Annotated in this window: 19 protein-coding genes; 5 read left to right on the top strand and 14 right to left on the bottom strand. The window is 40.7% G+C overall.

Going from position 1 to position 19,681, the window contains the following annotated elements:
* The gene (locus WA352_RS18610; protein WP_033134341.1) at positions 1 to 3,597 is read left to right on the top strand and encodes an AAA family ATPase; all 3,597 of its coding nucleotides are present in this window, start codon (positions 1 to 3) and stop codon (positions 3,595 to 3,597) included.
* A 39-nt stretch (positions 3,598 to 3,636) separates the two neighbouring features.
* Entirely contained in the window at positions 3,637 to 4,305 is a 669-nt protein-coding gene (locus WA352_RS18605) for an HAD family hydrolase (RefSeq protein ID WP_033134342.1), read from the top strand.
* A 117-nt stretch (positions 4,306 to 4,422) separates the two neighbouring features.
* On the opposite strand, the gene WA352_RS18600 is transcribed toward WA352_RS18605, so the two are convergent.
* The 3 genes from WA352_RS18600 to WA352_RS18590 all read right to left on the bottom strand — a co-directional run bounded on the left by WA352_RS18600 (position 4,423) and on the right by WA352_RS18590 (position 6,593).
* Positions 4,423 to 4,818 (bottom strand): hypothetical protein, encoded by a 396-nt coding sequence (locus WA352_RS18600; protein ID WP_336143581.1) that lies wholly within the window; start codon positions 4,816 to 4,818, stop codon positions 4,423 to 4,425.
* Positions 4,819 to 4,979: 161 nt separating this feature from the next.
* Positions 4,980 to 5,720: a hypothetical protein gene (locus tag WA352_RS18595; protein WP_033134344.1), complete on the bottom strand. Its 741-nt coding sequence runs from the start codon at positions 5,718 to 5,720 to the stop codon at positions 4,980 to 4,982.
* 186 nt (positions 5,721 to 5,906) lie between these two features.
* A complete protein-coding gene (locus WA352_RS18590; protein ID WP_033134345.1) occupies positions 5,907 to 6,593 on the bottom strand; it encodes a YggS family pyridoxal phosphate-dependent enzyme in 687 nt (228 codons plus the stop codon).
* A gap of 125 nt (positions 6,594 to 6,718) precedes the next feature.
* On the opposite strand from WA352_RS18590, the gene WA352_RS18585 reads away from it, so the two are divergent.
* Positions 6,719 to 7,756: a type IV pilus twitching motility protein PilT gene (locus WA352_RS18585; RefSeq protein ID WP_004770978.1), complete on the top strand. Its 1,038-nt coding sequence runs from the start codon at positions 6,719 to 6,721 to the stop codon at positions 7,754 to 7,756.
* Between the two features lie 24 nt (positions 7,757 to 7,780).
* The gene (locus tag WA352_RS18580) at positions 7,781 to 8,899 is read left to right on the top strand and encodes a PilT/PilU family type 4a pilus ATPase (protein ID WP_033134346.1); all 1,119 of its coding nucleotides are present in this window, start codon (positions 7,781 to 7,783) and stop codon (positions 8,897 to 8,899) included.
* A 97-nt stretch (positions 8,900 to 8,996) separates the two neighbouring features.
* Here WA352_RS18580 and fur read toward each other — a convergent pair whose 3' ends face one another.
* Entirely contained in the window at positions 8,997 to 9,434 is a 438-nt protein-coding gene (gene fur, locus WA352_RS18575) for a ferric iron uptake transcriptional regulator (protein ID WP_004655147.1), read from the bottom strand.
* Between the two features lie 111 nt (positions 9,435 to 9,545).
* Between fur and WA352_RS18570 the strand changes: the two genes are divergently transcribed.
* Positions 9,546 to 9,944 (top strand): outer membrane protein assembly factor BamE, encoded by a 399-nt coding sequence (locus WA352_RS18570; RefSeq protein WP_004805189.1) that lies wholly within the window; start codon positions 9,546 to 9,548, stop codon positions 9,942 to 9,944.
* Positions 9,945 to 10,006: 62 nt separating this feature from the next.
* Here WA352_RS18570 and WA352_RS18565 read toward each other — a convergent pair whose 3' ends face one another.
* The 10 genes from WA352_RS18565 to rep form a co-directional block, all read right to left on the bottom strand.
* A complete protein-coding gene (locus tag WA352_RS18565) occupies positions 10,007 to 10,321 on the bottom strand; it encodes an RnfH family protein (protein ID WP_033134347.1) in 315 nt (104 codons plus the stop codon).
* Positions 10,321 to 11,403: a membrane protein gene (locus WA352_RS18560; protein ID WP_033134348.1), complete on the bottom strand. Its 1,083-nt coding sequence runs from the start codon at positions 11,401 to 11,403 to the stop codon at positions 10,321 to 10,323. The genes WA352_RS18565 and WA352_RS18560 overlap by 1 nt, the downstream gene beginning before the upstream one ends.
* A 244-nt stretch (positions 11,404 to 11,647) precedes the next feature.
* On the bottom strand, positions 11,648 to 12,103 hold the full coding sequence (locus WA352_RS18555) for a bacteriohemerythrin (protein WP_004655155.1): 456 nt from the start codon (positions 12,101 to 12,103) through the stop codon (positions 11,648 to 11,650).
* A gap of 249 nt (positions 12,104 to 12,352) precedes the next feature.
* Entirely contained in the window at positions 12,353 to 12,757 is a 405-nt protein-coding gene (locus WA352_RS18550) for a hypothetical protein (RefSeq protein ID WP_005205424.1), read from the bottom strand.
* A 9-nt stretch (positions 12,758 to 12,766) separates the two neighbouring features.
* On the bottom strand, positions 12,767 to 13,615 hold the full coding sequence (locus WA352_RS18545) for a class II glutamine amidotransferase (RefSeq protein WP_026057514.1): 849 nt from the start codon (positions 13,613 to 13,615) through the stop codon (positions 12,767 to 12,769).
* A gap of 99 nt (positions 13,616 to 13,714) precedes the next feature.
* Positions 13,715 to 14,491 (bottom strand): GNAT family N-acetyltransferase, encoded by a 777-nt coding sequence (locus WA352_RS18540; RefSeq protein WP_004805180.1) that lies wholly within the window; start codon positions 14,489 to 14,491, stop codon positions 13,715 to 13,717.
* Positions 14,492 to 14,618: 127 nt separating this feature from the next.
* Positions 14,619 to 15,518, bottom strand: a complete 900-nt coding sequence (gene argB, locus WA352_RS18535) for an acetylglutamate kinase (protein ID WP_004655163.1) — start codon at positions 15,516 to 15,518, stop codon at positions 14,619 to 14,621.
* 12 nt (positions 15,519 to 15,530) lie between these two features.
* Complete coding sequence (locus tag WA352_RS18530; RefSeq protein ID WP_033134349.1) at positions 15,531 to 16,952, bottom strand: phosphomannomutase/phosphoglucomutase; 1,422 nt, start codon at positions 16,950 to 16,952, stop codon at positions 15,531 to 15,533.
* 195 nt (positions 16,953 to 17,147) lie between these two features.
* On the bottom strand, positions 17,148 to 17,600 hold the full coding sequence (dut, locus tag WA352_RS18525; RefSeq protein ID WP_016164487.1) for a dUTP diphosphatase: 453 nt from the start codon (positions 17,598 to 17,600) through the stop codon (positions 17,148 to 17,150).
* Positions 17,601 to 17,623: 23 nt separating this feature from the next.
* A complete protein-coding gene (gene rep / locus WA352_RS18520; RefSeq protein WP_004805171.1) occupies positions 17,624 to 19,663 on the bottom strand; it encodes a DNA helicase Rep in 2,040 nt (679 codons plus the stop codon).
* Positions 19,664 to 19,681: the final 18 nt, after the last annotated feature.

Genomic DNA, 19,681 nt, shown 5'->3' with positions numbered 1-19,681 from the left:
ATGAAAATTTTATCAATTCGACTGAAAAATTTGGCATCTCTGGCAGATGAGCATTTTATTGATTTTGAAACTGAGCCTTTGGCCAGTGCGGGACTGATTGCCATTGTTGGAAAAACGGGCGCAGGTAAATCTACGATTCTAGATGCCATGTGTCTGGCCTTATTTAATAAAATTCCCCGCCTCAAAGAAAGTGACGGCAAACTGTTAGATGTCGATGGTTCGGAACTGCTGACCAACTCCCCTTTAACGGTTCTACGTCGCGGTACAGGACATGGTTTTGCTGAACTGTGTTTTGTGGCACAAGATCAGAAACATTATCTCGCACGTTGGGAAATTAAACGTGCCCGTGAAAATGCCAGTGGCAAACTGCAAAGTGTGCAACGCTCACTCAAATGCCTGACTGACGGCGTGGTGATTGCAGATAAAACCAAAGCGGTTGAAGCGCATATTCAACAGATTACTCAACTGAGTTTTGAGCAATTCACCCGTGCGGTACTGTTGGCACAGTCCGAGGTCACCGCTTTTTTAAAGGCACGCGATAATGAGCGTGGTGAATTACTCGAATATCTGACCAATTCCAGTATTTTTGCCAAAATTGGACAACTGGCGTTTGAAAAAACCCGTGAAATTAGCAACCAACGCAAGCAACTGGAAAATGTGCTCGGCCATATTGAAATCCGTTCAGATGAAGAAGTTGCCGAGTTACAGACTCAATTTCAGCAGATACAACAACAGGTTCAACGGTTGGAAGCCGACAAAGTTCAGCTTAATCAACAGCAACAATGGTTTGAACAGCGACAGAAACTCGAAACTGAAATCACACGAAAACAGCAACAGCATGACATTCAAATTCAAGCACATCAGGCTTTAGCCGCAGATCGCAATCGACTCAGCCAACTCGAAACCTTTTCAGGCATTCGTCCGATTGTGTTCCAACAACAACAGCTAGAAAAAACACTGCAACAGCTTGAACCCCAGATTCAACACAAGCAGCAGCACTTTAGCACTTTAAGCACCCAATTTGAGCAAGAAAAAGTAGCTTATACGCAGGCTGAAACGGCCTTACAGCAATTTCAGAGTTTTGAACAAAAGCATCAGCATGAACTCACTCAAGTGCGTAAATATGTACAGGAACGTGAATATATTGCCGAGGAATATAAAAAAACCAAAGTTCGCTTAAACCAAAACGAAGCGCAACAACAACCATTACTTGAGCAACAGCAGCAGTTTGAACAAAGTCGCCACAGTCTATCTATACAACAACAAAGCTGCTCTGAACAACTGCAACAGAGCGCACAATTCTCTACTTTAGATAAAGGCTTGAATGCACATCTTCAGCAGCTGCAGCAATTTATTCAGCAATACCAAAAAGTCGAACAGAATTTAGGTTCGATTCAACAGGCACAATCCAAGCTTGAACAAGATCAGATCGTATTGAATGAGCTCATTCAAAAATTTGGCACACCACAACAGATTGAAAGCCAGCTTGAACAGAAACAAAAACTCAGGGAACAGCAACAAGCCCGATTGAGTCAACTGGATCTGATTCAACAAAAGTTACAGCATTATTTTGAGCTTAAAAAAGAACGGGATGAACTAAGCCATAAGCTCAGTAGCACACAGCAACAACATCAGCAGCTTGAACAACAACTGCAAACCAGCCAAGGCGAATTCCAGTCTGCCAAAACTGAACGGGAAAAATTACAGCAAATGTTGCAACAACAACGTTTATTGCATGCTGAAAATATTGAACATCTCCGTGCAGAACTCAAACACGGCGAGGCCTGTCTGGTCTGTGGCAGCACCGAACACCCCTACCGTGATGATGCCAGTCAGCTCTCCAAAGCCTTGTATGAGCTGCAACAACAGCAAGAGCAACAGGCCATTCAACAAGAGCAACAATGCTTTCAACTTTGGCAAAACACACAGCAGCAATTCACCCAGATTCGTACCGAACTGACTCAATTGCAATCTGCCATGCAACAAGCCGATGACAAATTCAAACTGCAACATCAAGAATTAGTCAAACATGCAGCACAGTTCGACATTCAGTTAGATTTAACCAAACCACATGCTGAAATCACGGTAGCTCAACAACAATGGACGAGTGAAGCAACTCAACTCAAACAGCAGATTGAAATTGAATTACAACAACTGCATCAGGCCAATAAAGACCACTATCACCTGACCCAAACGATTCAAAATATCCGCTATCAACTTGAAAGCGTACAGCAGTCACAGCAACAGATTCAGCATGTTGTGGATTGCCTGAGCAACGATGAACTAAACTTATGGCAGCAGCAAACGCTGGGCTCTGCCCAACAGCTAGCACAACGTTTACAGCAACGTGTTCAACAGCTTGAACAAGCTGAAACACTCAGCAAACAACAGCAGCAGCTTGAACAGCAACTGAGTCTATTAAAGTCCAATTTAACCAGCTTGATCACTCAACATACCGAGTTTAGCCAGCAACTCAAAGATGTCGAGATTAAAGGCAAACAAAATACAGAGTCAGCGCATCAACTGATTGTGGCAATGACAGGTTTAACCGAACTCAAAGCCAATGAATGGTTAAACCAACACGACCAACAGCGTCAGCAACTCCAAAATCAATATCAGCAAATCAAGCAGCGTTTTGAACAAGCTCGTCAAAGCTTTGAACAGCAGAAAAATGAACTGGAACAGCTCAAAGCCCAACAGCAGCAGCAACAAGCTACCCTTGTCCAATCCAAGACTGAAATCCGAGCCTGGTTAGACCAGCATCCTGAATTTGAAGAACAACAATTAGCGGATTTACTTGCTATTCGTGCTGAGCAAGAGCAGCAAATTCGAACATCGCTACAACATGCAGAACGCTTGCTCAATGAGGCCGCCTCTGCCCTAAAAACGTTGCAACAGCAATTACAGACACATCAGCAACAACAGCCACCTATCGAATATACCCAGTTGCTTGAGCACATCCATCTCAATCATGAGAAGCTACAGCAACAAGCTGAACAACGTGATCAATTCAAACTGAAACTGGAACTACATCAACAAAACCTTGCCAAGCAAAAGCAATTTGCTGATCAGATCCAGCAGATTCAGCAGCAGGAACACCGTTGGAATAAAATTTCCAGTTTGATTGGTGATTCTAAGGGTAAAGATTTCCGTGATTTAGCCCAGCAATACAATTTGGATATTCTTCTGGAATACGCCAATCAACAACTCAGCATGTTGTCACAACGCTATACCTTAAAACGTTTGGATAACTCCCTCAGCCTAGCCATCATTGACCATGATATGGATGGAGAAACCCGCTCCGTGGCTTCACTATCCGGTGGAGAGTCCTTCCTCACTGCCCTTGCGATTTCCTTGGCAATTGCCAATATGGCCTCTGGTTCCATGAAAATCGAATCACTATTTATTGATGAAGGTTTTGGGACGTTGGATGCCTCTTCCTTGCATATGGTGATGAATGCGCTGGATCAATTACAAAGCCAAGGCCGTAAAGTGGTGTTGATTTCACATATTCAGGAAATGCATGAACGAATTCCTGTACAGATTCAGGTACAGCCAATTGGGTCAGGTTCGAGTCGGATTGAAATTGTTGGTTAAAGCATTATGATGATTAAATAATCACCATGCTTAAATCACATGAATCAGAAAAAAGCGGTTATTTTTGACCTCGATCAAACCTTACTAGATCGAACAACGTCGTTAATAAAATTCCTTACTTGGCAGGTTAATTTCTTTCAATTGGTTGCTGCCGATGATAGAGAGCCATTTATCCAACGCTTTCTTGAATTAGATGATAATGGCAAAGTTTGGAAAGATCGTGTTTATGAAAATCTGATTCATGAATTTTCAATTCAAGGTCATGCTAAAGAAATCCTTTTAGCCAGTTATATTCATGACTTTAATAAATTTTCATGCTGCTTTGAACATGTGGAAAACATCATCATCCAATTAAAACAGCAAGGCTATTTAATTGGATTAATCTCTAATGGCAGAACGCCCTTTCAAGAACATAATTTTTATGCGCTAGGGCTGACTGAATACTTTTCTAGCATCATTGTTTCCGAAGCAGTCGGACTTAGAAAACCCGATCCCGCAATTTTTCTATTATCTTGTCAGCAGCTTGGTGTTCACCCAAAAGATTGTACCTTTGTCGGAGATAATGAACTGGCAGACATACAAGGTGCAAAGGCTGTCGGGATGAAAACTATTTTCTTTCATCCCAATCCAGCGATTTCCTCAGCAATAGCTGATCAAAATCTTCATGATTTTAAAAACTTCATCAAAACATTAACATGCTTAGAATAAATGACTTAAAAAAGAAAATATGCACAAAGCCCTTTAAAAATTCAGGCATAACCATTTGGTCAAGTGCGAAGTCATTTAAAGGATGAATTAGGTTCTAATTGCACCTCTTTTTGAACTTTAAATTTTTTCGTAGGCTGTTTTCATCTCAGCACAAACAGATTTGGTTTCGAGCACAGACTTTTGAAAGCCCTTTAAAGTATCATCAAATGTTGTATATTCTTTGGCAAACTCCTGGTCAAACTGTTTTCTATATTTTTGATTATTATTAAACATCTTAACAATTTGATTTTGATGTACACATGCCCAATGCGCATCAATGACCTCATCTTGTTGCGAATCATTTCCAGTATTTTCAGCTAGTTTTGCAATTAAAAACATAAAAGTTTCTTTAAAATCCTGATATGTTTTATGCTCAGAAATAACTGCTTTTTCAATTTCAGGTGTTGGAGTTGCCTTACTAGAAGTACATATAACAACAATTAAAACAGTCAATATGTATTTTGCGATATTCATTTATATACCTACATTTTAAATAACAGAGGCTAGATTGCCTTCTATTCATTTATCATTGGCCGATCAAAATCTATATGATTTTAAACGTCTTATAGAAATTCTTATTTTTAAATAAGAACATCCCTTCAAGCTAACCAATCTTTTAGGGATGTTTTCATCCATTATTCATTCTTATCAGCGGGGAAAGCCTTTGGTGGAGGAGCATACTTAGATGGCTTTTCTTCTGCAGCTGCATCAGCGGACTTCAGTGATTCAACTTGATAAATCGCTGTTCCAATAATGCCTGTATTCTGAATTGAGCCATTATCCGAATTTGCCGCATAAGCATCCTCAGGCTTACTAAAGGTAAAAGAAGCGACAGCAGAGTCACTCTTACGGAAGCCTTCTATGGTAATTTCACTGTGCGGATGCAGCACATAACCTGCATTATTTCGTGAAGCAGCACTGCCATCTAAAACATCGATCCCATCAACACTTGCCACCACTTCATAGGTATTGTCGGTATGGTTTTCATATTTTAATTGGTAGCTTTGACCATCTTTTGCTGAGAGATAATAGTTTTGGCCATCACGAGATAAAGCAAAGGGTTGATCAGTATCATCAACAATAGAAAAACTAATTTTCCCTGCTGCCAACGAAATACTATTAACGGTCTTGCCTTGATATTGTTTATTGGCATAACGGACTTGTGATTCAGCAATCGGTTGCTCGGTTAAACGGCTTAAATTCACCTCGGTCACATGTGAGCTAATCTCATCGCCCCATTTTGTACCGAGCTTTTCATCTACAGCTACTTGAGCATTACTATCGGCAGCCTCTGCAGCCACATCACTCTGTTTTTTACTGCACGCTGCTAAAAATAGACATAAAATAAAAGAGATTAAAAAATACAGTTTTTTCATTTTAAACGTAATCCTAAATTCAATTTTTATCTTTGTAAAATAATCGTGATTCATTTATATTCAGGTTGAATATAAATGAATAAACACGTCATTCTAATTTATGCCGTTTTTTTCAGCAGCAGAGATATTTTATATAATTGTAATTTGTTCTTTATTTCTACGGCTCTTTATTCAATTCACTCTATATTAATTTGAATAATCCCGTGCTCCGAATAATGCAGTTCCTACCCTCACTATGGTTGAACCTGCCGCAATTGCAGCGTCCAGATCAGCAGACATGCCCATACTTAAGGTATCCCAGTCTTGCGGTTGTGCATGTTGCGCTTTCACTTGCTCGAATAGCACTTTCGCATCAGCAAATGCAGCATGATTTTCGGGTGCTGGAATCACCATCAAACCACGTAAACGGATATTTGGAAGTTGACTAATTTGCTGAACCAGTTCAGCAACCTCTGTAGGTCGGCAACCATCTTTAGAATCTTGCCCATCAATATTCACTTGCAGACAAACATTCAAAGTCTTTTGAGATTCGATACGCTGACTGGACAAACGTTCAGCGATGATCAAACGATCAACCCCATGTACCCAGTCAAATTTTTCTGCTAAATGTTTGGTTTTATTACGCTGCACATGTCCAATAAAATGCCATTCGATCTCTAATTCTTTTAATTCCTCAATTTTTTCTAGTGCTTCCTGTAAATAGTTTTCACCAAAACTGCGCTGCCCGACTGCATACATTTCGCGAAGGCTAGCACTGGGATGTGTCTTGGAAACCGCCAACAACTGCACTGTTGCAGGATCACGTTGAACACGCTGACAGGCTTGTTCTATTTGATTTAAAACAGATTGGCGGGATTGTTGCGATTGATTCATTGACACAGTTCTCATTTACGAAATCTTTTTTTGCTTTCCATTCTTTAAGGTGTTGGTAAGCCCGAATGAAAGCCTTATATTATTCTACAAAATAATGAGACATTTTAGTTTGTTTCGGGGAAATTATGGATATTACAGAACTACTCGCCTTTTCAGTTAAAAACGGTGCTTCCGATTTACACCTTTCAGCGGGTATGCCTCCTATGATTCGTGTGGATGGTGAAGTTCGTCGTATTAACTTACCAGCACTTGAACATAAAGATGTACATCGCTTGGTGTACGACATTATGAATGATAAACAACGTCGTGACTTTGAAGAAGATTTAGAAACTGACTTTTCATTTGAAGTACCGAATATTGCTCGTTTCCGTGTTAACGCATTCAACCAAAACCGTGGTGCAGGTGCGGTGTTCCGTACCATTCCATCTAAAGTTTTGACCATGGAAGATTTAGGACTCGGCACAATTTTCAAAGAAATCTGTGATTATCCTCGTGGAATCGTACTCGTCACAGGCCCAACGGGTTCGGGTAAATCCACCACACTTGCAGCGATGATCGACTATATTAACGAAAACCGTTATGACCATATTTTAACCGTCGAAGATCCAATTGAATTTGTACACCAATCGAAAAAATGCCTAATCAACCAACGTGAAGTGCATCGTGATACCCACGGCTTTAATGCAGCACTGCGTTCAGCATTGCGTGAAGACCCTGACATTATTCTGGTCGGTGAGATGCGTGACTTAGAAACCATTCGCTTGGCACTGACCGCTGCGGAAACAGGTCACTTGGTGTTTGGTACACTGCATACTACCTCTGCGGCGAAAACCATTGACCGTGTTATCGACGTATTCCCAGCAGAAGAAAAAGACATGGTACGTGCCATGCTATCTGAATCTCTACAAGCCGTGATTTCTCAAACACTATTGAAAAAGAATGGTGGTGGTCGTGTGGCTGCACATGAAATCATGATCGGTATTCCTGCGATTCGTAACCTTGTGCGTGAAAACAAAGTTGCACAAATGTATTCTGCGATCCAAACAGGTGCCAACTACGGTATGACCACTTTGGATCAAAGCCTGAAAACACTGGTGTCTAAAGGCTTAATTAGCCCACAAACTGCTCGTACTGTTGCAAAACAACCCGAATCATTCCTATAAGAATAAATGGATTAGAGAAATATCATGGATTTTAATGATTTACTCAACTTGATGATTCAACAAAATGCATCGGACTTATTTGTCACTGCGGATGTTGAACCTTCAATGAAAATTAACGGGCAGATCGTGCCTGTTTCCAAATCGAAACTTTCAGGGGAAATTGTGGGTCAACTGGTTCAATCCATTATGACCGACAAGCAGCGTAAAGAGTTTGCAGAGACGCGTGAATGTAACTTTGCGATCATGAACCGTGAAAAGACAGCGCGTTTCCGTGTCAGTGCTTTTCAACAACGTGATATGCCAGGCATGGTATTGCGTAAGATCGAAACCCATATTCCAAGCATGGATGATCTAAAACTGCCAGAAGTGCTGAAAGAATTGGCGATGACCAAACGTGGCATCATTATCTTTGTTGGTGCAACAGGGACAGGTAAATCGACCTCTCTTGCGTCAATGATTGGTTTCCGTAATCAAAATTCCAAAGGTCATATCATCACCATTGAAGACCCGATCGAATTTGTGCATCAACATGCAGGCTGTATCGTGACACAGCGTGAAGTCGGGATTGATACTGATTCATTTGAAGTCGCATTAAAAAATACGCTACGTCAGGCACCAGATGTGATCTTGATTGGTGAGATTCGTTCACGTGAAACTATGGACTATGCCATCGCTTTCGCAGAAACGGGCCACTTGGTCCTCGCTACCCTGCATGCCAACAACGCCAACCAAGCCCTCGATCGTATCATTCACTTCTTTGAAGCTGATCGTCATAGTCAATTGTATATGGACTTGTCGCTGAACTTAAAAGCACTCGTCGCACAGCAATTGATTCCAACCCCAGATGGTAATTCACGTCGTGCTGCGATTGAGATTCTGATTAATACACCACTTCTGGCTGACTATATCCGTAAGGGTGAGATTCATGAGATTAAAGATCTGATGAAACGTTCACGGGAGTTGGGTATGCAAACCTTTGACCAAGCTCTATTCGACCTTTATAAGGCAGGACAGATCACCTATAAAGATGCTTTAAAACATGCGGATTCGCCAAACGACTTACGCCTCACCATCAAACTGTCAGAAGAAGGTGCAGACCAGTTATTGAGTGCCAGCCGCAACATCACCTTTGATGGTCAGTAATTCAAATTAAGCCATTAAAAAAGGGAAGGTTTTTGTAACCTTCCCTTTTTTATTTGTTCAATTTTCGTGAACACTTAGATTTTTTACTCAATACAACTTATTTTTTACGATAAGCCTCTTGGCATTCTGCATCACTACAGTAGCCATATAGATTCAAAGAGTGTCCAGTTAAGGCAAAACCATGTTGGTCTGCAACTGAATGTTGCTCTTTCTCGATAATATCATTTGTAAATTCAATAACTTTATTACAGTTTAAGCAAACAAGGTGATCGTGATGATCTTCCTGCATGATTTCGAAAACAGAGTGATTGTTTTCAAAATGATGACGCTGAATAATGCCCGCAGCTTCGAATTGTGTTAATACACGGTAAACTGTCGCTAAGCCAACATCTTCACCTTGTTCAAGCAAAGTTTTATAAATATCTTCAGCACTCAAATGATGTTGTTTTGAATTTTCTAATAATTCCAAAATCTTAATACGAGGAAGGGTAACTTTAAGTCCAGCTTTGCGTAAGTCTTGATTAGAAATCGGCATAAAAAAAGGTCTCTCAACAAATCTTAAGTTGGAATAGGCAATAGAGTTTAGATGCAGTATGATCTATCCTTGAATCAAATGCATCATCATTTATCAGGATAGTGTAGCAAAATGCAAAAAATCATGCTGGCGTTGTTCGTCACTACAGTACTTAGCGGTTGTTCAGTCTTTGGTGTTTATAAAGTTGATATTCCACAAGGAACACCATTAACCAAAGCACAAGCTTCTCAAGTACAAGTGGGCATGAGCTTTCAGCAAGTCCGTTTCTTGCTTGGTAGTCCAACAGTGACAGATCCACTGAACCCACAACGTTGGGACTACATCTACAACTATATCCCAGGCACTTATGCGAAAAAAGCAAAAATACCTGCGGCACACGGTCAACATTTAAAAGTTTATTTTGATGCGAATGGTAACGTAGAACGCTTAGAAGGTTTAGATACGATTCCAGAATCACAACCTGGTTTACCGGCATCAAAAGAAGCTATTTTGACTGCGCCACCACTATAACGGCTTTCCAGTAAAAAGAAACCCCTCATCGAGTCAATCATGAGGGGTTTTACTTATCAGCTTTATGCCTTAAAGCGATTACCTTTGATAAATCGCCCAACGGGGTTCTTTGCCGCCCGCTTACGCCGGATATCATTCGGGTTAATGGTAAGTGCCCGATAGATTTCAACACGGTCTCCTGCTTGCAGGATTGTATCTGCATCAATCCTGCTACCAAATACACCTAACTGTAAAACTTCTGGTAGTGCCGCCTGTGCTGCTAAGCCACTGGCATCAATTGCCTGTTGGGCCGTCATTCCCTCGCTAAAGCGAACAGCGATATGGAATTGCTGTTCAGGACTTGAGAAAGCGACCCATACTTGTTTAGCCTGCTCCATTACAGTACTTGTCCAATCACAGCAATGATTGCTACGACAATTGAAAGTGGTAACACGATACGGATGGCAATACGCCAAATGTTATAAAACAGCTCATTGCTAAAGCCCATTGCTTTACGCAGATGACTAATCTTCATAATCCAGCCAGCAAATACTGCGTAAATCAAGCAAATCAGTAATCCCCAAAGCATGAGCAGGCTATTAAAAATTTGTTCCACTTGCGGTACAGCCCAAACAGCAATAGCAGCAAGTAAAATCGCCCATTGGATCACGATCGCAAGCTGACGTTGTGCCAACTGTTCTTTTGCAAATTGAATTAAGAGTGCCGCTGACATGATGGCTGCAAACACCCATGCCAATGCAGATAACTGTGCCTGCACAGAGAAGAAGCCAAAGGCAATCACCGCAAGTAATTGCGCCACCCAAATTGGCAAGGCGGTACTTGTTGCGGCGTCCTGTTTTTTCACTGCGACTAAACTACTTTGCCAATACAACCCAAGTCCTAAACCACTTGCAACCAAAGCAAGAACTGTTGCATTGCCCCACTCTTTAAATTCGATTCCTGTCCAATGCCAAGCCGTTAGATGTGTTCCCATTACATTGGCAAGAACAAATGCAGCAATCACACCAATCGTTGTCAAAGCAATTAAAAATTGGCGAGGGATAAAAGATAATCCAAGTGCAGCTATGGCAAGGATTGCAAAAAGAATCTGCTCTGATACAGCAAGCGTAGGCTGCTGACTCACGACATGTGTTGCGGCAGTCAATACACTGCCTGCAAAGAATGGAACAAATATAACAGCCAACCAGCCCACGATACGCCATCTCGGTGAAGCATCTGCATCACGGGTTAAGGTTGAAAGTGCTTGTAATGCCGTGGTCTGCGAACGCTTTGCTAAAGCAATTTCAAGATAACCGATGGGTAATGCCAACAGAATCATGGTGCCTAACCACAGTAGCCAGAAATCGAATTGACGGTCAATCTGGATTCCAACGGTGGGTGCCAATGTGGTAATCATGACAAAAGATAGGCAAAACGCCATCACTGGTGCAAGCCAGCGTGACAGAGTTGTGTCCTGCATAATGCATTCCTTGAAAAATCTTTGAACTCATTGCGCTTTATGGAGTTTGCAATGAAATATTCAATCTATTTTGCCTTTCTCACGCCTGAAAATCAAAACAAAAAATATCGAAAGAAAGAAGCAAATCACCTTACGATGATTTGCTGCGCACGAATTATTATATTATTAAGTAGACCCCTTATGTTCACTCATACCACACCTTATTATTTTTTATCATAAGGGGTCTTTTATTATTGTCTTATTATTATGAGAAGAAACGAGAAAACCAGTTTTTCCCTTTTTTCTTTTCATTTTCTTTAATGATTCCGATCATATTTTCTTTTACAGCACCGACATAATCTGCATCATCATGACGGATATGGTTGATCAACCATTTTGATAGTGCTTCATGTAGCTCGCTATCAATTTCTTGCCCCAGCTCAAAACGTTGACGATAAGTCTCTATCTTTTTGATAAATAAGTCATGTACACGCTTATGTGGTACACGATATTTATAGTTTGCTTCTTCTTGTAAGCTTTCTTCAAAGGTAAAATGAGACTGGGTATAATCAATGATATTATCCAAAATACCTTTTAATTTTGCCCGATCATCACCCTCATTTAATTCATCAATTTCATTAATATAATCTAGAATACGACGATGCTGATCATCGATCACCTCGATTCCTGTATTATATTCGACAGACCATTTCATACCCATATCGAACCCCAAACCATATTTGATTTATTGAATAAGAATATAATATCGATAAATGAATTAAATAAAAACACAGCGTTTTTGTCAGAATTTAAATATTTTCAAAGAAATAAATTAACCCATTGTTTTGTATTTATTTTAATATTTATACCAATCAAAACACTCAAGTATTTTTTAACCAACAAGAAAAATTATCTGTCTAATTTTTATAAAAAATAATTTTAAAATTAAAAAAATCCAAGAAAAATAGTCTTATTTATTGTTTTGAAATGCTGCTATTAAATTTAAATCAGATAAATCCTTTTTCCGCCCATAATTTCGTTTAAATGCAGCGAGTATAGATAAATGCATAAAATGTATTCCAGCAATCACGTCAGAACTTGCCAATAGGGTTTGAAAACTTTCCTGACTGTCACCACAGTTCACATCTAGATAAGCTTCAAAACAGCCCTGATAAAGTCCTATTTTCCCATTTGGGCGAATTTTCTGGTTCCAGGTCGCTTGTAAATGACAAAACAACTCTGGGCTTACCACAAGATCAATATCTGCTGTATCACGGATACAATGTGCGGCTAATACCCCACCACCAACAACCACATACTCATCTTTGGGTAAATCTAAAGAAATTAATCGGGAGATGAGTTCACTTTTATCCATTTGAATACGTCAGTACTGATCCGCTTTGGTCACGCGTTTTAAGGCTGGATTTTCTGCTTCGCGGATTAAGCGCTCAACTCGTGTTAAGGCATGCTGAATCGGTTTACCGTGCTGGAATAAAATCATTTCCCCTGCTTGATATGCTGTCCATGCTTCATTATGGGTTAACGGCTCTGTCGTGATCACTGCAACGCGATCTTCTGGTGTGGTGACCTGACTAAAATCGACTTCTACGTCGAGATCAATTAAATGTGCAGGTTGAAATGGATACTCACGCACGAGCCAATGTAACTTCGTCGTCGCATAGCTAAATAATGCTTTACCATTGGAAAGACAGAAATTAAAGGTGCCATGCTCTGCAATTTGTGGCGAAATACGTTCCAACAGTGAGAAAATCTCTTCCAAACTTGGTTCTGTATAGCCAAATGCTTCAACCATCTGATCCAGTAAATAACAAAACGCTAGTTCACTGTCGGTATTACCTACAGGCTCAAATCGCCCACTTAGTTCAGGTTTGAAGTCATGCAAATCACCATTATGCGCAAAAATCCAATGTCTCCCCCAAAGCTCCCGCAAAAAGGGATGTGAATTCTCGAGGTTGATTTTACCTTGAGTGGCTTTACGAATATGGGCAATGACGTTGCGAGACTTGATCGGATAATTACGAATCAGATCAGCAATAGGAGATTCAACCGCAGATTGATTATCCACAAACAAGCGGCAAGCTTTATCTTCAAAAAAAGCGATCCCAAAACCATCGCAATGATCAGAGGTCACCCCTGCGCGTTGTGAAAACCCACGAAAAGAAAAAGTAATATCTGTCGGGGTGGCGCAATTCATTCCTAATAGCTGGCACATATCTTTAAACTATCAAACATCTACGCCTATTGTGCATGAGGGATAGATGGCTTGTAAATCTCAATATGTGCTCACTATTAGATTAAGAATGATAAGGCACTAACGTTGCACCATTTTGTTCATCACAAAAGAGGTCGCAATCTTATTCACTTCAAGGAAAACAAAATAATCCAAGCATTTAAAATCTTCATCATAAAATGCTTGTTTTGACAGTTTCGACTGCATTCCCAGATAGGTCTGAAACAGTTTTGGCATGCGTTCATCTTGCGGGAAACTATAGTCAGGACGTTCTGGTTCAAAGCTACGTTTTGAGCGGATATCTATGGTTTGATGATCACCCAACTGTTGGATCTGACGGTGGGTGTAATAGGCACGTGCCAAGTTATCATCCAAATGGATACTGACACAGCCCATTAAGTATTTCGCACGCATTGACCAAAGTACTTTAGGGGTCAAGTTCAACCATAGCATGGATAGTGCTTTACCCGAGCGAAATTTAGGGTGTACACAAGTACGTCCAATCTCTAACACACTTGGTAAATGAGATAAATGCGGGACAATTTCAAACTCTTGAGCACTGTAACTCTGCCCGATTTCATAGCCTTGGAATAATTTAAGACGGGTATAAGCGACAATTTCACCTGTCCATTTTTCACGTAATACTGCATGCTCACAGCCAAAATCATAAAGATCTTGATCTAAACCATCTTCAAAACGCATCCCAAATTGATGGCTAAATTGCGTTGCTCTAAAGCGTTGTACTTCTTGTAATTCTTTTAAATTATCCACCCATTCAAAACGGAATTGATTTTGAGCTGGCTTGTGGCGTAAGGGTAAAGTCAATGTCTGGCGATATTGATTTAATTTTTCTAGCATAATGAAAGCTCCTTATGACTAGACCTACCTTAAATTGCTTAAATGACATTGCGATGACTAAAACATGAACAGGTCATGACAAAAAAAGAGACCTGCTTGAGGTCTCTTTTCAAATCAATAGGATGAATTAATGTTTGGCACGATTGGTAATGAGTGTACCGACACCATGATCGGTGAAGATCTCTAATAAACTTGCATGAGGTACACGACCATCAACAATATGCGCACTCACAACACCACCTTTAACAGCATCTAATGCACAACCCACCTTCGGAATCATGCCACCGTAAATCACACCCGTTTCGATCAAGCGATCGACTTCTTGTGTGCTTAAGCCTGTTAATAAGTTTTTATTTTCATCCAATACCCCTGTGATATTGGTGAGTAGAATCAACTTCTCAGCGCCTAGCGCTTCTGCAACTTTTCCAGCCACAAGATCTGCATTGATATTATAAGTATTACCTTCTTCATCCACACCCAAGGGTGCAATGACTGGAATGAAATCACTTTGGGTAAACATTTCCAGTACATCAGTTTTTACACCAGTCACTTCACCGACCATGCCCAAATCAATTTGTGAAATAGAGCCGTCAGCTTCCTGCTTTTCCATCAATAATTTACGTGCGCGCAGTAAATTACCGTCTTTACCCGTTAAACCAATGGCACGACCGCCATGTTTATTAATCAGATTCACGATCGACTTATTGACACTACCACCCAACACCATTTCGACCACTTCCATGGTCGCTTGGTCAGTCACGCGCATGCCATCAATACGATCAGACTCTTGTCCTAAACGTTTTAGCAATGAATCCACTTGTGGACCACCACCATGCACAACGATTGGATTCAGACCAACCGTTTTTAACAACACGATGTCACGGGCAAATGAACTTTCCAATTCAGGATCAGTCATCGCATTACCACCATATTTTACAACCAGCGTTTTTCCTGCAAAACGTTGGATATACGGCAAAGCTTCGATCAAAATTTTTGCTTTATCAATGCCGATATGCTCATGTGGCATGCGTCTCTCCTTTTAGGCCTGTGCGAGTTCTTGTGCAATCTTTGGATATTGGTCTTGCAACATAGAAACAAACTTTTGACGAATTTCAATTAATCGTTTCTGATTATCAGCATCAAAACGGACGGTAAAATATTCGCCAGTATTTGATGCTCGAATAATGCCAAATCCATCGTCAAAATCAAGTCTTACACCATCAATTTTACTTAAACGCGCACCTAAACGATGACTTAAAATTTCAATATCATTTAAAACTTGCTGAGGATTGGCGTCATGGGTACTGATATATGTGTCTTCTGTGCAATAACGTTCTGGGTAGGCTACCAATAACTCAGACAGGGTTATTGCTTTGGATTGAGTTAAATATTCCATCACACGCAAAGCTGCGTATAAACCATCGTCATAGCCAAAACCACGTCCATCATTAAAGACATAGTGACCCGCATATTCACCACCAAAAACAGCCGTGCCCTTTGATTGCGATAAATAAGCACGTAAAAAGCTACTGCCCGTACGAATCATTTTGGCTTGACCTTCCAGCCCCTGTACGGTATCCGCCACCATACGTGAGCACTTCACATCAAAAACGATTTCTTTATGTGGATGCTGCTGTAAGCACATCTGCGCAAATAAAGACAATAAGCGATCAGGACTAATAATAAGTGCATTCTCATCGAGTAAAACCACACGATCCCCATCACCATCCAAAGCAATACCGAGATCGGCTTTCTCAGCAACAATAGCGGCTTGTAATTGCTTTAAATGCTCAGCATGAGATGGATCTGGCGCATGATCAGGAAAATGCCCATTGGCATCACATCGTAAAGCAATCACATCACAGCCTAGTTTTTCTAAAACCAGTTTGGCACAACGCCCTGCAGAACCATGTAATCCATCGAGAACGATTTTTAATGGTCGCGCTAACTGTATGTCACTAATTAAGGAATGCTGATACTGCAAACAATACGGAGCAACAATTTGGTGTGCCGTATTTTCTGAATGCAAGAAATCCTCAATATTGCTCAAAGAAGTCTGTGCATACTGCCCCACCTGTTGAATGGTTTCTGGTGTTGGTGGCTCACCTTTTAAAATCCATTTAATGCCATTATCCGATTTTGGATTATGACTTGCGGTCACCATAATACCATTGCCACCAAAATCACGGGCAATGTAATACATCATCGGCGATGAACAACAACCAATATTAGTGACTTGTAAACCTTGTTTTTCGAATATATTTTGGATGATATTGGCATAAGTCGGACTGGTTAAACGTGCATCGTAACCAATCACCACGTGTGTCTGTTCAGCATTTTTATATTGCGAAGCTAAAGCATAAGCAATTAGGCTAATAATATTTGGCGTTAAATTACTTAGCTTTCCGCGAATATCGTAAGCACGGAAAATATTCAGCGGAAATGTATGTTGTATATTCACTGTAAGCCCCTATTTTTATAATCATTTGATCCATAAAAAAAGCAGAAACTATTAAGAAATTAATTAACCCTTATTCAGAAAAATTAAAATAATTAGTCAGCTGCTTTGTAATATATATCAAGGCAACAATCAATATGAAAAATGCAACGTTTTTCAGCAAAACATTGCATTTAAAGTGATAACTACTGAAAAAGCTTATTGTTTTCCAGTATGACCAAAACCACCTGCGCCACGCTCAGTCGCAACGAATTCACTCACTTGTTCGAACTCAGCCTGTACCACTGGAACCAATACATATTGTGCTAAACGCTCACCAGGTTCTAAACGGAAGCTATTTTGTCCACGATTCCAAACCGATACCATGAGTTCACCTTGGTAATCAGAATCAATCAACCCCACCAAGTTACCTAACACAATACCATGTTTATGGCCTAAACCTGAACGCGGTAGAATTAAACCTGCAAAGTTTGGATCTTCGATATAAATCGCCAAACCTGTTTTCACTAAAACGGTTTCACCTGCAGCAATGTCAATCGCTTCATCTAAACATGCGCGTAAATCTAAACCTGCTGAACCAGTCGTTGCGTAAGAAGGTAAAGCCCACTCTTGACCTAAACGTGCATCTAATACTTTAACTTGAACTTTCATTAAAATTTCCTACTTACAATTTCTTAACGTTTCAACAATGCTTTTAAGTTGGCAAGGTACTGCTGAGCTTGTTCTTTTGGATCAACATTGGGTGCCAGTTTCTTTTTACGACCATGCCACTCCAAATCATCTTGTGGCATCTCGTCCAAGAAACGGCTTGGCGTCATTTGACGCATTTGTCCACCATTCTTACGCTGCTCAGCAAGGGTCAGTGTTAAGCCTTGACGGGCACGAGTAATGCCCACATACATCAAACGGCGTTCTTCTTCGACTGTTTCTGATGCAATCGAGTTCTTATGCGGCAATAGCTCTTCTTCCAAGCCAATCATATACACATAAGGGAACTCCAAACCTTTTGCCGCATGCAAGGTTAATAAATTCACTTTATCGGTATCTTCTTCTTCCTGTTGCTGTTCGAGCATATCCAACAACACCAGTTTACGAATCACGCTTTCAATATTTTTCTCATCCACATCATCAGTACGATTCAATAGATTTTGAATACTGCTATACAAGCTTTCAATACTGTCGAGTTTGGTCTTCTCTTGTGCAGGGGTCGCCGCCTGTTCACGGATATAGTCAATATAGCCGGCTTCGTTGATCATCTGACGCACTTTCGGCATCGGCTCATCATCATCAAGCAATTCACGGGTAAATGTCGCAATAAAATCAGCAAACTCATGTAATTGTGTTGCTGCTTTTTTCGGCAACACCATGCTTAAACGTTGGTCTGACGATGCCGTTAATAAAGACAAGGTATTTTCTTGGGCGAATAAACCGAGTTTCTCTAGCGTCACCGGGCCAATGGCACGCTTAGGTGTATTGATAATACGTAAGAATGCACTGTCATCTTCTGGGTTAATGATGAGGCGTAAATAGCTCATCACATCCTTAATTTCCGCACGGGCGAAGAAAGACTGTCCGCCTGATAACTTATACGGAATTTGCATCTGACGTAGTTGGGTTTCAATTACACGAGCTTGGAAGTTACCGCGATACAGCACCGCATAATCTTTCCAGTTTTTACCATTCATCAGCTTATGCGTGATCAGATCTTTCACCACACGTTCCGCTTCATCATCATCATTCAAACAGGTGATCACACGAATGGTTTCACCGTGACCTTTATCACTCCATAGTTTCTTATCGAAAATATGCGGATTATTTTCAATTACCGCATTGGCCGCTTTTAAGATACGGCTGGTCGAGCGATAGTTCTGCTCTAGTTTAATCACTTTGAGATTATGGAAATCATCTTTTAACAAGGCCATGTTTTCAGGCTTTGCACCACGCCAAGCATAGATGGATTGGTCATCATCACCTACAGCGGTAAACTGCCCCATCACACCCACTAATAGCTTAACGAGGGTATATTGCGCAGTGTTGGTGTCTTGATATTCATCCACCAATAAATAACGAACACGGTTTTGCCATTTGTCACGCACTTCGGCATTTTCCTGAAGTAAGCGTGTTGGCATCACGATCAAGTCATCAAAGTCTACGGCATTATAGGCACGCAAATTACGCTCGTAGAGCTGATACAGATGTGCAAACTGGACATCCTCAACCGTTTCACAAGTTGAATGTGCTTGTTCAGGGACGATTAGATCATTTTTCCAGTCTGAAATTTTCTTCATCGCCTTGGCGAGTAGCTCTTTGCTCTCAGCACCTGATAAATTGTCACGCTGCATCAAATCCATCAAGATTCGTTTACAGTCATCGGCATCTAAAATCGAAAAATTGTTTTTAAGTGGTAAATGTTTTAATTCGAGGCGGAGTAAATTTAACCCAAAAGTATGGAAAGTCGAGACCGAAAGCCCTTTGGCTTCTTCACGTGAGAGTAACTTACCAACACGCTCTTTCATTTCACGCGCCGCTTTATTGGTAAAGGTCATTGCGGTAATACGATAGGCAGGAATACCACACTGCTGCACTAAAAAGGCAACTTTTCGGGTAATTACAGAGGTTTTGCCTGAACCTGCACCTGCAAGCACCAACAATGGCCCCTGAACATATTTCATGGCCTCAAGTTGCTTGTCATTAAGTTGACTGGCAGATGACATGGTTTATACCTCTCTCGT

Source organism: Acinetobacter sp. 102, from assembly GCF_037028485.1.
GTDB lineage: Bacteria > Pseudomonadota > Gammaproteobacteria > Pseudomonadales > Moraxellaceae > Acinetobacter > Acinetobacter higginsii.
The sequence above is the reverse complement of the archived record's forward strand: the minus strand, read 5'-3'. Positions and strand labels throughout refer to the sequence as shown.